General features: G+C 72.0%; 9 protein-coding genes and 1 pseudogene. 2 read left to right on the top strand and 8 right to left on the bottom strand.

The genetic code is table 11. The features are described 5' to 3' along the window. Positions 1 to 209: 209 nt before the first annotated feature. The gene (locus QUY26_RS28995; protein ID WP_289951709.1) at positions 210 to 3,347 is read right to left on the bottom strand and encodes an alpha-N-acetylglucosaminidase; all 3,138 of its coding nucleotides are present in this window, start codon (positions 3,345 to 3,347) and stop codon (positions 210 to 212) included. Positions 3,348 to 3,459: 112 nt separating this feature from the next. Here QUY26_RS28995 and QUY26_RS29000 point away from each other — a divergent pair. Then, a pseudogene (locus QUY26_RS29000) lies at positions 3,460 to 3,914 on the top strand (hypothetical protein); the annotation flags it as partial. Between the two features lie 114 nt (positions 3,915 to 4,028). Here QUY26_RS29000 and QUY26_RS29005 read toward each other — a convergent pair. From QUY26_RS29005 to QUY26_RS29015, 3 genes are all read right to left on the bottom strand, one after another. Continuing rightward, positions 4,029 to 5,555, bottom strand: a complete 1,527-nt coding sequence (locus tag QUY26_RS29005; RefSeq protein WP_289951713.1) for a DUF1996 domain-containing protein — start codon at positions 5,553 to 5,555, stop codon at positions 4,029 to 4,031. Between the two features lie 75 nt (positions 5,556 to 5,630). Further along, on the bottom strand, positions 5,631 to 6,281 hold the full coding sequence (locus tag QUY26_RS29010; RefSeq protein ID WP_289951715.1) for a LuxR C-terminal-related transcriptional regulator: 651 nt from the start codon (positions 6,279 to 6,281) through the stop codon (positions 5,631 to 5,633). Continuing rightward, on the bottom strand, positions 6,266 to 7,543 hold the full coding sequence (locus QUY26_RS29015; protein ID WP_289951718.1) for a sensor histidine kinase: 1,278 nt from the start codon (positions 7,541 to 7,543) through the stop codon (positions 6,266 to 6,268). Before QUY26_RS29015 ends, QUY26_RS29010 begins: the two co-directional genes overlap by 16 nt. A 248-nt stretch (positions 7,544 to 7,791) precedes the next feature. On the opposite strand from QUY26_RS29015, the gene QUY26_RS29020 reads away from it, so the two are divergent. Continuing rightward, the gene (locus tag QUY26_RS29020) at positions 7,792 to 9,981 is read left to right on the top strand and encodes an MMPL family transporter (protein WP_289951720.1); all 2,190 of its coding nucleotides are present in this window, start codon (positions 7,792 to 7,794) and stop codon (positions 9,979 to 9,981) included. A gap of 509 nt (positions 9,982 to 10,490) precedes the next feature. Here the strand turns inward: QUY26_RS29020 and QUY26_RS29025 are convergent. The 4 genes from QUY26_RS29025 to QUY26_RS29040 form a co-directional block, all read right to left on the bottom strand. Continuing rightward, complete coding sequence (locus QUY26_RS29025; protein WP_289951722.1) at positions 10,491 to 11,486, bottom strand: NAD-dependent epimerase/dehydratase family protein; 996 nt, start codon at positions 11,484 to 11,486, stop codon at positions 10,491 to 10,493. 126 nt (positions 11,487 to 11,612) lie between these two features. Beyond that, positions 11,613 to 12,227: a winged helix family transcriptional regulator gene (locus tag QUY26_RS29030; RefSeq protein WP_289951724.1), complete on the bottom strand. Its 615-nt coding sequence runs from the start codon at positions 12,225 to 12,227 to the stop codon at positions 11,613 to 11,615. A 386-nt stretch (positions 12,228 to 12,613) separates the two neighbouring features. Then, positions 12,614 to 13,651 (bottom strand): glutamine synthetase, encoded by a 1,038-nt coding sequence (glnII, locus tag QUY26_RS29035; protein WP_289951727.1) that lies wholly within the window; start codon positions 13,649 to 13,651, stop codon positions 12,614 to 12,616. A 261-nt stretch (positions 13,652 to 13,912) separates the two neighbouring features. Next, a complete protein-coding gene (locus QUY26_RS29040; protein WP_289951729.1) occupies positions 13,913 to 14,383 on the bottom strand; it encodes a hypothetical protein in 471 nt (156 codons plus the stop codon). Between the last annotated feature and the right edge of the window lie 49 nt (positions 14,384 to 14,432).

A 14,432-nucleotide genomic window follows, 5' to 3' on the forward strand; every position in this document is an offset into this window, starting at 1 on the left:
TACGGACGGACAGCCGGATGCAGCGGACACCGCGCAGGGTTTCAGTGCACCCCGCCAATACACTCGTGTTCTTGTCCTCCATACCGTCTGTGGAGGACAGCGAGTTCCTTACGGCTGTGACCTGCGGGCATGCCACCATGACCCGATCTCTCCAGAAGTGTCACTCTGGAACATCGGGAAGGGGCGGGATTGGGGAGCCCCCGGCAGGGTCAGGCCAGAAGCCACTCGCTGAACTCCGCCGTCCCCCGACCCCCCGCACCCCCATGCGCAGCCGTCATGAACATCCCCACGTCCTGGGCGGAGGCCGCCCCGGGGACCGGGACGGAGGCGACGGTGCGCCAGGTGGCGCCGGAGTCGGTGGAGAGGGCCCCGGTGAAGGTCCCTCCGGTCCGGGAGAGGCGGAGGAGGACGGGGGCCTTGACGCCGGTGACGCGCCGGTAGGTGTCGAGGGTGCCGTCACCGGTGGTGTCGTAGGAGAGGACGACGCCGTTGGCGGGGGTGACGGCGAGGTTGAGGAAGCCGGGGGAGCCGGGGGTGGAAAGGGAGTTGCGGGCGATGATGCCGGCGCGGGCCCAGGGCCCGGTGACGGCCTGGGAGTCGACGCGGAGGGTGACGGACACCCCGTCGCGCAGGGCCCCGGGCCGGTAGAGGGTGCCGAACTCGGCGGTGCCCCGCCACAGATCGGCCCCGCTCCCGTCGATGGCGTACCGCTTGTCGAGCTCCCCGAAGACGGCCCCGCTGTTGGTGTAGGTCTCCCAGCCGGGCGCGAGGGGCCCGGCGACGAAGAGGGTGCCTTCGTGGACGGCGGGCACCCGCTTCTCGCCCAGCGGCCCGTAGCGGGCGGTGAGGGTGTAGGGGAGGGGGCGCAGCGGCCGGTCGAGGGGGGTGTCGGGGGCGTCGGCGCGCCAGGCGACGGTGCCGGTGCCCCCGGCGGGCACCCGGGGCAGGGACGTCGGCCCGTCCGGCTCGGCGTCGAGGCCGGTGAGGGTGAAGTCGACGCGGCCGGTGGCGCGCAGCCCGTTGACGTTGTGGAAGCGGGCGGTGACGCGGGCGTGCCCGCCGGGCGGGAAGGAGGGCGGCTCCGCGGTGACGTCCAGGGAGCCCTGGTAGGGGGCGCGGGCGAGGACGTCGTGGGCGCGGGCGGCGGTCCGGTGGGCGTCGCCGACGGGCCGCAGGGAAAAGTCCTTGCGCTCCCGCGTCCAGGGCTCCTCCACGGCTCCGTACCAGTCGACGGGCGTGGGCGCGCGCCCGGCGGCGAGCGCGTCGTCGAGTTCGTCGAGCCACTTCTGCCAGCGCGGCAGGTAGAAGTCGCCGGTCAGGCCGTGCCATTCGCGGTTGCCGTAGTCGTGGAGGTTGCCGGGGTCGGAGGTGGGCCGGTCGCCCCAGACGGTGATGAGGACCTTCGCGGTGCGCTCGAACTCGACGCGCTCGGTGTCGCTGGTGGCGAGGCGCCGGGCGTCCTCGATCCAGGGGCCGAGCAGGAACGCCGGATGTGTCCCTGTGACGTCGTCGGAGAGCCGCATGAGGCGCAGCCACAGGTGCGACAGGGCACGGAAGGTGTCCTGGTCCTTGCGCGTGTACGCGGCCCTGAGCTGGGGCAGGAGCTGGCGGCTGCGGTGGGCGATGGCCTGGCGTGCGACGTCGACGAGGTCGTGCTTGTAGGCGGCGCTGCGCCGCAGTCCGCCGGCGACGCCGAGGAGCCCGGCGAGGGCGGCGTCGAAGCGGCCGGGGTCGTAGGTCAGGGCGCGCGGCGCGTACTCGGCGGCGCGGTTCGCGGCCAGGTCGGGGCGGGCGGCGAAGAGCGAGTCGTGCGGGTCGCTGCGCTCGACGGCCCGGTGCTGGTACGCGGTGTCGTGCAGGGCGCGCCAGGCGGCGCGGGCGCGGCGGTCACGGCCGCCGTAGCGGAAGTCTGCGTACGCGGTGAACCAGTCGGCCCGGTCCACCTCCTCATCCATCCAGGCCAGTTCGGAGAACAGCTCGAAGGCCGCCGGGTCGCGGTCGGTGGCCTCGGGCATGTACGCGGTGCCCACGAGCGCGCTGTCCGGCTTGTCGCGCCAGGCGAAGAACCGCTCCTGCCACAGGTGCGTACGGGCGCCGATGGTGGAGCGGCCGCCGAAGTTCGGGATCGAGCCGAAGGCGTAGGGCGTGCCGCCCCAGTCCTTCTCGCGGTCGCTGACCTTCTGGTAGCGGTCGGAGACCCCGTCGACGATCAGCATCTTCTCGCGGTCGACGGCGTCCAGGAGCGCGGGCAGCGGGTTCTCCTGCCAGCCGAGGATCACCCAGGTCGCGCCGGGGTGCGCGGTCCGCAGGGCCTTCTCGACGCCCTTCGCGGCGGCCGGTACGGGCACGTCGCCCGGGGTGCCGCCCTCGTGCAGCAGGTCCATCTTGAAGTGCTGGGCCGCGCCGAAGAGTTCGCGCTGGTGGCGGTAGAAGGACGCGGCGACCCGCGCGAAGGCGTCGGTGCGCGGGTCGAGCCAGTCGGGGCGCTTGAAGCCGTGCCAGACGCCCTGCGGTACGACGCGCGCGTCACCACCGTTGCGGGCCACGAAGCCGTCGGGGACGTGCCCGTAGTAGCCGGGGAGCACCGGCGCCATGCCGAGCTCGCGCAGCCGGTCGACGATCCGGCGGCCCAGGGCGACACGGCGCTCGATGATCTCGGGGGAGAGCGGGCCGCCGTACCCGGACAGGTTCTGCAGCAGCCACCACGGCTGGTGCGAGGGCGCGGGCAGCCAGGCGCGGGACTCGGCGTCGGTGTAGTGGAAGTCCTTCAGGAGGCGGTGGTAGACGGCTTCGGTGCCCGCGATGGTGAGCACCTCGTTGCAGCCGTGCAGCGCGAGGACGTCGATCATGCGCTCCCAGTACGGCCAGTCGGCGTACGGGGCGGTGTAGCCGTCGTTGGTGTCGTTGAGGGCGAAGCGGTGGCGCAGCGCGGTGGAGCGTTCCAGCGGGCGACCGGGCGCGGGCAGGCGGCGCGGCAGGTCGAGCTGGCTGCCGTTCCAGGCGATGTGCGCGCCGCACACGTACTTCAAGTACCAGTGGACGCCGGTGAGCAGCACGGCGGGTGTGGTGCCCGACACCTCGATCCGCCCCGTGGAGCCGGTCACGCGGAAGCGGTCCCTGCCCCCTTGGGCCGGTACGAGTCTGAGTCTGAACTGATCCGCGTGATGCGGGAGGTGCCGATTGAGCACGGAGCGCGCGGAATCCGTATCGAGGGCGGGGCCCGTGGCGGGCCCCTCGGCCGCACGGGCCGGAGCCGGGGCGCCGACGGCGGCCTTGATGCTTCCGAGGCCTGTCAGGCCGATGGCGCCGGCGGTGCCGAGCATGGTGCGTCGCGACGGTCCGTACATGTGTACCCCCTGCGTCGATGACTGCGGCGCACGGTATCCGGGCGGCCTTCAGCGCTCAACGGTGCGTACGGAGAAGGCGAGTTCGCATCGCCGGACGTGACAGGAGGAAGCGATGAGGAAGATGGTGTGGGCGGCGGGAGCGCTTTCGGCCACGACGCTCGGCCTGGTCATCGCGGCGGGTCTCGCCGCGGGCTCCGACGACGGCTCCGGCGGCGACGGCGCGGACCGGGCGGCGGCCGGGGCGCCGAGGACGGCCACCGGGACCCTGGAGCAGTTGGCGGCGAAGGCCGAGTGCGCGCCCGACATCCAGACGAACGCCGACGAGCTGCGGCAGGCCAAGTGCCAGAACGAGGACGGCCGTTTCGTCCTCGCGACCTTCGCCACCGACCGCGGCGAACGCGACTGGCTGAACGCGGCCAAGGACTACGGCGGTACGTATCTCGTCGGCAGGAAGTGGGTCGCCGTCGGGGACCCGGCCGTGGTCGGCGCGCTGCGCGGCCGGCTCGGCGGGACGGTGGAACGGGCCTCGCACCACTCGCCGTGAGGGAGGGTGGTGGGGGGAGCGAGGCCTCCGGGAAGTCGCCCTGGGCACGTAGGGCGCTTTCCGCCGTCACCGCGCGGAGCCGACCGCGCAGCAGTCGGGGGGCCTCCCCGGCCGGGACGGGCCGGGGAGCGGGAGGGTCAGGTGCAGCGGCGGTTGGTGTTGATGCACTTGGCGACGCGCTGCATCAGCCGCTCGTCGAACACGTTGATGAAGTCACCGTGGTCGGTGATGGGTTTGTGCAGCTGCTCGGGGAAGGAGTCCACGGCGAAGCCGGGGCCCGGCGGCACGTCGTAGACGACGCGCTGCACGAGCTGCGGGATGGCGCGGAAGCCCTGCGGGCAGCGGCCGCTGCGCTGGTCGGCGAACGCCACGTGGGTGCGGTGGTTGGCGCTGTCGGTGTTCTGGCCGTCCCAGCAGCTCTGGAAGTTGAAGGTGCGCACGACCTTGCTGCCCTGGGGGCAGATCGGATACTTGTCCTTCAGCTGCCGGTTCTCGAACCCGGTGCAGCTCCAGGACGCGTTGGCATTGGCGTCGCCATTGGTGAAGGCCTTGGCGTCACCGGTGATGATGCGCAGGAAACGCGGCATCGCGGTCACCTTGCCGACCGGACTGCCGACGAACTTCAGCGTGACCTGGTCCGGCGTCTGGATCTCGCCGACGTTCTTGTCCTGGCCGCCGCCGTCCGCGTCGGCGTCGTTCTCGTCGTTTCCGTTCTGCAGTCGAAGCACCGGCCAGTAATACGTGGACTTGTCGCCCTGATTACGGCAACTGGTGTCACCGTTCGCGAGATCGTCGTCACCGGAGAAGGCATCCGTCTCCTGGTTTCCGACGTAATCGTGCATATGGTGGGCGCCATTGCTCACACCGGGCGCGACGATGACATTGTCCGGATTGAACTTTCCGTTCTCGTTCGTTCCGCAATTCGTGGTGAAGGTGCCGCGTGACGCGCCGCGTTGTTTGCGCGGCTTCTGGACATTGGGGCGGACCGACTTGATGTCGACGAAGTCACCGGCCTCGGGGCCGTTGCCCGCCTGGCCCTGGCCCTGGCCTTGGTCCCCGCCCTGCCCGTCGCCTTGGCCGTCGCCTTGGCCGTTGCCCTGGCCCTGGTTCTGGCCCTGGTCCTGGCCGCCGTCCTGGCCCTGGTCACCGCCGTTGCCGTCCTGGCCCTGGTCACCGCCCTGTCGGCCGCGGCCGTCGTCGTCGGCGCGCAGGGTGCACGGCGCCATGCCGTCCAGGTTCTCGGGCGCCCGGCCGTCCTGGTCGATGGCCGAGCGGATGTTCTCGATGGTCGGGCGCCGCTTCTCCTCCAGCGGGCCGAGCACGGAATTCTTGTCCTCGGCCTCGGCGAACCGCGCGTAGGCGTCGGTGATCTGGCTGTCGAGCGTGGCGAGTTCGCGGTCGACCTCGGCGCGCGCGCCCTCGGGAACCTCCGGGAGCTGATTGCCGACGTCGGGGCAGCTGATGGTGGTCGCCTGCTGCCCGCCGCCCTGAGCCTGGTTCTGTACCTGGCTTTCCGGCGGCGGACCCCCGCCGTCCTCGGCATTCGCGTAGACATTCACCGCGACAAGTCCGCCGCCGCCCAGGATGAGCGCCGCCGACGCGGCGATCGCCCGCCCGGCCAGTTTTGATCGTTTTCGTGACGTGCGTCGTGAGGTGCGTCCCATGGGGCTACGTACGCAACAGCGGTCCGCCGTGTTCAAAGCCCGCCGGGAAATTCTCGGCGCGAACTCCCGTACGTATCAACGCCCTTGATCGAGATAGGCGAGAACCGCGAGGACACGGCGGTTGTCGTCGTCCGACACCGGCAGGTCGAGCTTCGCGAAAATATTTGAGGTGTGTTTGGCGATGGCGCGCTCCGTCACCACGAGCTGCCCCGCGATCGCGGCGTTGGACCGGCCCTGCGCCATCAGTTCGAGGACCTCGCGCTCGCGCGGCGTGAGCGCGCCGAGCGGCTGATCGCTGGAGCGCCGCGAGAGCAGCTGCTGGATGACCGTCGGGTCCATCGCGGTGCCGCCCGCGGCGACCCGGCGCACCGCGTCCACGAACTGCTCCGCGTCGAAGACCCGGTCCTTGAGGAGATAGCCGACCCCGCCGTTGCCGTCGGCGAGGAGCTCGCGCGCGTACAACTGCTCCACGTGCTGCGACAGGACCAGCACCGGCAGTCCGGGACGGGCCCGCCGGGCCGCGAGCGCGCATTGCAGGCCCTCGTCCGTGTGCGAGGGCGGCAGCCGGACGTCGACCACGGCGACGTCCGGCTGCAGCTCCGCCAGGGCCTTGGTCAGCTCGGGCCCGGTCTCGACGGCCGCCGCGATCTCGAAGTCGAATGCCTCCAGCATCCGCACGAGACCGTCGCGCAGCAGGAAGAGATCTTCGGCTAGGACAACTCGCAAGGGATCTCCATGGTCACCATGGTCGGACCGCCAACGGGGCTGCTGACGGCCAGTACGCCGTCGAATGTACCCAGTCGCCGTTCGATTCCGCTCAGCCCCGACCCGGCGCCGATCTCCGCCCCGCCCTTGCCGTTGTCCGTGACCGCGATCCGCAGCATGCCGTCGGCGTGGTGCACGTCCACCCAGACGCGCTCCGCCTCCGCGTACTTCACCGCGTTCGTCAGGGTCTCGCTGACCGCGAAGTACGCGGCCGCCTCCACCGGCTCGTCCAGGCGGCCCGGCAGCTCCACGTCGACCTCCGTGTCCAGCGGGAGCCGCAGCGCGAGGGCCTTCACCGCGTCGCCGAGGCCGCGCTCGGCGAGCACCGGCGGGTGGATGCCGCGGACCAGGTCCCGCAGCTCGGTCAGCGCCTCGCCGGAGTTCTGCCGGGCCTTGGCCAGCATCTCCTTGGCCTTCGCCGGGTCCTTCTCCACCAGCGCCTCGATGGTGCCGAGGTCCATGCCCATGGCGACCAGGCGGGCCTGCGCGCCGTCGTGCAGATCGCGCTCGATGCGGCGCAGCTCGGCGGCGGAGGTGTCCACCGCGTCGTGCCGGGTCTCCTCGAGGCGGTCCACGCGCAGCGCGAGCTCGCGCTCGCGCATCGAGGTGGTGGGCGCGAGCAGGCTGCGGGCGAGCAGGAAGTGGCCGCGGACGATGGCCGGGTTGACGTACAGGGCGAGCACGCCGAGGGCCGTGCCGAGCACGGCGGCACCGCTCGCCGTCAGCTGCGAGGTGACGTGGATGAAGCCGTACCACTCGCCGCCGCCCGCCTCGTGGATCGGCCGCCACACGCCGAGGGCGAGCACCCAGCCGTACACCGGGTAGAGCACCAGCGCCGGCGCGAAGATCACGACGGTGAAACCCGCCGTCATGTCGACCAGGAGCCACTGCAGGTCACGCCAGGTCGCCGGGTCCTTCAGCATCCGCAGGCAGCGCGCGACCTGGCCGACGGCGCCGGGCGGCTCGTCCGCGGGCGGCTGCCGGTAGGGGATCGGGATGCGCACGCCCGACCACTCGGCGGCGTGCACCCGGCGCAGATTGGCGAACCTGGCCACGGCCGTGAGGACCACCGGGGTCGTGAAGAGGCCGATCCCGAGCACGATGAACGCGATCGAGACCACCGCGAGGACGAAGAGCGTGATCGACCCGGCCAGCGAGATGATCGCCAGATACAGGCCGCGCGCCCCCGACTCCAGTGCTTCGCGCACCCTCGACGTCTTCATGATGTCCCTCTCCTCAAACGGTCCGTACGCGGTCGCTGCGTCCGGCACTCGCACAGTCTCCCTGCTCAGGGCGGCCCGGGTCATGGGGCCGGGCACCCGCTTCGGGGTGTTGCCAGCACCACCTCCGGGCGGGGCCCTGTGCCTCACCGACAGGGGGGCTCGGCGGCTGGGGCCGTACGTCGCCGATTCCTAGCGTGGATCACGTCAGTTCGGCTTATCTCACGCTTACTCAACTGGGGGCGAAGGACATGAGCGCCAAGGGGCGAAACCTCGCGGCACGACTCGGGGTGTGGAGCGCACACCATCGCAAGACGGCGATCCTTGGCTGGCTGCTTTTCGTGGTCCTCGCCACCGTGATCGGCGGTGCCACCGGCACCGTCACGGCCACCGACGACGAGATGGGCGTCGGCGACTCGGCCAAGGCCTCGAAGATCCTCGACGACGCCGGGATCGACGAGCCCGCGGGCGAGCTCGTCATGGTCGGCGCCAAGTCCGCCGACGGCTGGAAGGACGCCGCGGCCGACCTCTCCCGGGCGCTCCGCGACACCGGCGAGGTCGAGAACCTGAAAGCGCCGCTGCCCTCCGAGGACGGCAAGGAGGCGCTCCTGCGCTTCGAGATGAAGGGCAAGTCCGACGAGGCCGCGGACCAGGTGCAGCCGGTGCTCGACGCCGTCGCCGCGGCCAAGGACGCCGGTGCGGAACGCGGGATCAGCGTCCACCAGTTCGGTGACGCCAGCTCCGAGAAGCACCTCAACGACCTGCTCGCCGACGACCTGAAGAAGGCCGAGTTCACCGCCGTGCCGCTGGCCCTCGGCATCCTCCTCGTCGCCTTCGGCGCCGTCGTGGCCGCGCTGCTGCCCGTCGGGCTCGCGCTCACCGCCTGCGTGGCCGCCTTCGGCCTGCTCTCCCTGGCCAGCCACTCGCTGCACCTGTTCGAGACCACGTACTCCGTCATGTTCCTGATGGGCCTCGCCGTCGGCGTCGACTACTGCCTGTTCTACCTGCGGCGCGAGCGGGACGAGCGGGCCGCGGGGCACGACGCCGAGACGGCGCTGCGCATCGCCGCCGCCACCAGCGGGCGTGCCGTCCTGGTGTCCGGCCTGACGGTCATGGTGGCCATGGCGGGCATGTTCCTGTCCGGCCTGCTCCTCTTCAAGGGCTTCGCCGTCGCCACCATCCTGGTCGTCTGCGTGGCCATGCTCGGCTCCGTCACGGTGCTGCCCGCGCTGCTCGCCTGGCTCGGCGACCGCATCGACGCAGGACGCATCCCCTTCCTCAACCGCCGTTCCAAGAAGGGTGTCCACGCCAGTGGTTCGTTCGCCGGATCGGTCCTCAAGCCGGTGCTCGCCAAGCCCAAGTTCTTCGCGGTCGGCGCGACCGTGCTGCTGCTCGCCCTGGCCGCGCCCGCCCTCGGCATGAAGACCGAACAGCTCGGCCTGGAGAAGCAGTTCGGCTCGGACGCGCCGCTCTCGGTCTCCTTCAAGGAGATCACCGAGGAGTTCCCCGGCGGTCCGGCGCCCGCCCGGATCGTGGTCAAGGCCGACGACATCACCTCCGCCCCGGCGCGCGACACCGTCCGGGCGCTGAAGCGGCAGGCGGGCAAGGCCGCCGAAGTCACCGTCCACGCACGCCAGAACGTCGCCGAGATCGCCGTGCCGCTGCCCGGCAGCGGCACCGGCCCCGACGCGAAGAAGGCCCTCGCGGACCTGCGTGACGAGGTCCGTGAGGTACGTGACGGGGGCAGCGGGGGAGTCGAGGCGTACGTCGGCGGGGACCTGGCCGAGTCCGAGGACTTCAGCGACCAGCTCTCCAAGGGCATCGTGCCGGTGTTCCTCTTCATCGCGGCCGTCACGTTCCTGCTGATGCTGTTCAGCTTCCGGTCCGTGGTGATCGCCGTGACCTCCATCGGCCTCAACCTGCTGTCCGTGGGCGCCGCGTACGGCGTCATGACCGCCGTCTTCCAGCACGGCTGGGGTGCCTCGCTGATCGGCTCGGAGAAGGTCGGCGCCATCGAGAACTGGATGCCGCTGTTCGTCCTCGTGGTCCTGTTCGGCCTGTCCATGGACTACCACGTGTTCGTGGTCTCCCGGATCCGTGAGGCGCGGGACCAAGGGCTCGGCAACCGGGACGCGATCCGTGAGGGGATCACGCGGACCGCGGGGGCGGTGACCGGTGCGGCCGTGATCATGGTGGCCGTGTTCGCCGTCTTCGGTACGTTGTCCATGCAGGACATGCAGCAGATGGGGGTCGGGCTCGGGGTCGCGGTCCTCCTCGACGCGACGGTGGTCCGGATGGTCCTCCTGCCCTCGCTCATGAGTCTGCTCGGTGAGCGGAACTGGCACACTCCGCGTTGTCTCCGGTGGCTTCCTCACGTCTCCCACGAGGCGTCGGTCCCCGGGGCCGCGGCCCCGGCGGCCCCCACCTGGCAGCGTGTCTGAGCCCCCCCACGCGGGGCCGGCCCCACTCGCCCCTGCCGGGGGTGGGTGGGGTCGGCGCTGTTCCGCCGCTAGCGCGGCGGGTGTCTCCCACCCGCCCGCCCGTTTCCAGCCGACCGGACGGTGGACGTCTCCTGCGGGGGTTGCCCGCCGTCGGCGGCCGGACGGTCGTCTTCTCCGCCGCTAGCGCGGCGGGTGTCTCCCACCCGCCCGCCCGTTTCCAGCCGACCGGACGGTGGACGCCTCCCGCGGGGGCTGCCCGCCGTCGGCGGCCGCGGGTTGGATTCCCGCTGCCGCTGCCGCTGCCGCGGTGCGGTGCGGGTGTCGGGAGTCCTGCTCTCGCCGCTGGGGGCGATCGTGCCGCAAGGCGATAGGGGGCTCCTCTGTCCGAGCCGAGCCCCCGTCCCACGGCGCCCTCGACGTCCAGGGTCACCAGCCCCGGGCAACAGCCCGGCAGACCTCCGGCCCCCGCCCCCGGCCCCCGCCGACGAACAGCACCGGGTCGAGCCACTTCACGCGCGCAGCGCCACCCCCTCCTTGTCCGGCGCCAGCCCCACCACCGGCCGGTCGGCCCGCTGCGGGGCCACCCCGCCGAGGCTCCGGAGCCAGCCCCACGTGTCGGAGGCCGTGTCGAGCGGGCTCCGGCACCGCAGTCCGGCCCGCAGGGCCTTGGTGACGCTGGTGTCGTGCATCGTGTCGTAGAGCTCGCCGGGCGGCAGCCACACGGGGAGTTCCTGCCAGGGCTCGATGCCCGCGGCGAGGACGGTCTCGGGGGGCGTCCAGACGAGCTCCACCCCGGGCGCCCCCGCCACACGCACGCACGCGTCGAGCAAGTCCCCCATGGTGACGTGCCCTTGGGGACAGATGACGTTGTAGGGACCGGAGAGCCCCGCGGCCACGGCGTCCAGCGTCCACGCGGCGAGATCGCGTACGTCCACGTACTGGACGGAGGCGCCCCGCGGCCCGGGCGCGAGCACGGCTCCGCCCCGGGCGACCCGGTTCAGCCACCACGGCAGCCGCCCGATGTTCTCGTAGGGGCCGAGGATCAGGCCGGCCCGCACGTGCAGCGTGCGCTCCGCGCCGAAGGCGCCCTCCGCGGCCAGCTCACCCCCGCGCTTGTCCTCCGCGTAGGCGACGGCATCGGCGTCGGGGTCCCCGTCCACGACGGGGTAGGACTCGTCGGACCCGGCCTCGCCGGGGTAGCGGTAGACGGAGGCGCTGGAGACGTAGGCGTAGCGCCCGGCCCGCCCGGCGAGCAGCCGCGCCGCGTCCCGGACGACCCGCGGGGCCCCGGACCACGTGTCGACGACGGCGTCCCACGTGGCGCCCTCGGCAGCGAGCGCCGCAAGGCCGGCCTCCGTGGTCCGGTCCCCGTGGACGGCCCGCGCCCCGTCCGGGGCGGCGTGCCGCCCCCGGTGGAACACCGTCACGTCCCAGCCCCGCGCGAGCGCGTCCTCGGTGATGGCCCGCCCCACGAACTCCGTACCACCCAGCATCAGAAGTCTCATGGACGACGACTCTGACGGCAGGTGCCGCCCGGGGGGAACCGGATTCCGCCAGCGGAAGAATCGTTCAGCCGCAGGAGGAATCCGGCCAGGTCCGGACGACCGCCCGGGGGAGGGTCCCGGCGGCTCTCATCCGGCGGTCGGCGGCGCGTACTTGTAGCCGACCCGCCGCACCGTCTGGATCGCCGACCGGTGCTCGACCCCGAGCTTGCGCCGCAGCCGGGCGATGTGGACGTCGACGGTCCGCCCGTCGCCCACGTGCCCGTACCCCCACACCGTCGTCACCAACTGGTCGCGGGTGTGCACCCGGTGGGGGTGGGCGACGAGATGCGCGAGCAGCTCGAACTCCAGGTACGTGAGGTCCAGCGGCTGCCCCTCGACGTGCGCGGAGCGCCGCGCGGTGTCGATGCGCACCGGCCCGCGGCCGTCCGTGTCGGGCGACGGCTCGGGCTCGGCCGCGACGGGGCCGGCGGGGATGTGTTCCTGGCCGGCGGGCAGCAGGACCAGGTAGCCGATCATGGGCGGCTGCCCGGGACGGGCGGGCAGCGTGTGCTGGGGCGCGGGCAGCAGCGTCGCGCCCGGCGGCAGGAAGCCCGAGATGTCGGCGAGGCCGGACACCTGGGCGACTTCGTCGGGGGCCACGGCACGCAGGCGGCCGCGGGCGGCGGAGGCGGTGGGGCGGGAGGCCGCCGGGGCCGTGGGGACGGCGGCGGGGGCGGCGGAGAAGGAACGGGAGTTCGCCATGAGGTCAGCTCTTTCGCGCGAAGGAGTCGTCGAGGACGTACGTCGTGCGCGTCAGGCCGGAGGCCGGGGAAACGGCTTCAGAGGGCCCGCGCGGTCAGCGCGCGGCAACACACCCGGTCGAAGTCGTGATGCTGCCGGGAAGGCCAGAAAGGCTCGAGGTCACAGTGACCCGTCGCGGTGATCTGGAAGCTGCCCATGGCTCCATTGAAGCAGATGAGGACGGGTTCGGCGGATCCCTCTCGCACCTTGATACGACCCCTTGGCGAGCGCGTGGCCCGAAACGGCCCGCTGGACGGCGGAAGTTGGGCCACGCGTTCGGGGCGCCCACCACGCGGGCGGGCGCCCCGAACGAAATCCGGCAGACCGTACGGAACGGCTCGGGTCGATCAGACCTGGCCGGCCTTCTCCAGCGCCGAGCAGCAGGTGTCGACGAGCAGCCGCGTCACGACGTACGGGTCGACGTTGGCGTTCGGGCGGCGGTCCTCGATGTAGCCCTTGCCGTCCTTCTCGACCTGCCACGGGATGCGCACGGAGGCGCCGCGGTCGGAGACGCCGTAGCTGTACTCGTTCCACGGGGCGGTCTCGTGCAGGCCGGTGAGGCGGTCGTCGATGCCCGCGCCGTAGTTCTTGACGTGGTCCATCGGCTTGGAGCCCTCGCCGAGCGACTCGCACGCGGTGATGATCGCGTCGTAGCCTTCGCGCATCGCCTTGGTGGAGAAGTTCGTGTGCGCGCCCGCGCCGTTCCAGTCGCCCTTGACCGGCTTCGGGTCGAGGGTCGCGGAGACACCGAAGTCCTCGGCGGTGCGGTACAGCAGCCAGCGGGCCACCCACAGCTGGTCGGAGACCTCCAGCGGCGACAGCGGGCCGACCTGGAACTCCCACTGGCCCGGCATCACTTCGGCGTTGATGCCGGAGATGCCGAGGCCCGCCTTCAGGCAGTTGTCCAGGTGCGCCTCGACGACGTCACGGCCGAAGATCTCGTCCGCGCCGACGCCGCAGTAGTAGCCGCCCTGCGCCGCCGGGAAGCCGCCCTCGGGAAAGCCGAGCGGGCGCGCGCCCTTGAAGAACGTGTACTCCTGCTCGATGCCGAAGATCGACTCCTGCGCGGCGTACCGCCCCGCGACCTCCGCCAGTTCGGCCCGCGTGTTCGACGCGTGCGGCGTCATGTCGATGTCCAGGACCTCGCACAGGACGAGGATGTCGTCGCCGCCGCGGATGGGGTCCGGGTAGCTGGCCACCGGCCTGAGCACGCGGTCCGAAGCGTGGCCCTCGGCCTGGTTGGTCGACGAGCCGTCGAAGCCCCAGATCGGCAGGTCCGCGACCGTGGCCGTGCGCTGGGAGTCGGCCAGTATCTTCGTCTTCGAGCGAAGCTTGGCCGTCGGCTCGGTGCCGTCGATCCAGATGTACTCAGCCTTGAAGGTCACGGGCCTCATCCTTTGACGCTTGTACGGCGCAGACGTGCGGGTGCTGCGGGCCGTGGTGATGCCGAGGAGACTGCCAACCCGCGATTTCCCGTCCGTTGCCCGTTTGTGAACCCCGTGTTACCTGGGGCGGGGGTGACGGGGGTCACGGGCTGGAAGGCGTGCGGGCGAGTTCAGCCCCTTCGTTGTTCGAGGAGCGGGGTCCGGGGTGCGTCCCGGTTTCGGCGCAGGGGTGGGCCTGGGGCGCAGCGCGAGGCCCTCGGTCTACTTGATCACCGCGTTCGCCGCCGCGATCACCACCCCGATCGCCGCGTCCGCCGCCCCGACCAGCACGGCGGCCCCCCGCCGGTACCCCACCCGCAACGCGGCGAACGTCCCCCACCCGAAGAGCAGCGCAGCGTTCAGCATCAGCCCCGCACACGTGACGTTCTCCTCCGGCCACCCCATCACTCCGGCGGTCACGAGGAGCGCGACGGTGGGCCAACAGGCGACCACCACCGGCCACTCGTCGGCCAGCGTCCAGGCGAGCTGGCGCCACCGGTGCAGCCCGCTGCCGGGCCGGTGCGTGGCCATGTGGTGGGCGTAGCCGTGCGCGAGCGCGGCCGTGCCCGCGGTGACCATGACCCAGGCGGCGTCGTAGTACGGCGTGTAGGGGGTGCCCTCGGACTGCAGGGCGGCGAGCAGCGCGCTCGCGAGGACGGTGCCGTACACGCCCCCGGACAGCCAACTCCGCACCGTGCGCTCCTTCCTCCGGACGTTCTGCGTGCCGCAGATGGAGCGCTCA

Source organism: Streptomyces flavofungini, assembly GCF_030388665.1.
Lineage (GTDB): Bacteria > Actinomycetota > Actinomycetes > Streptomycetales > Streptomycetaceae > Streptomyces > Streptomyces flavofungini_A.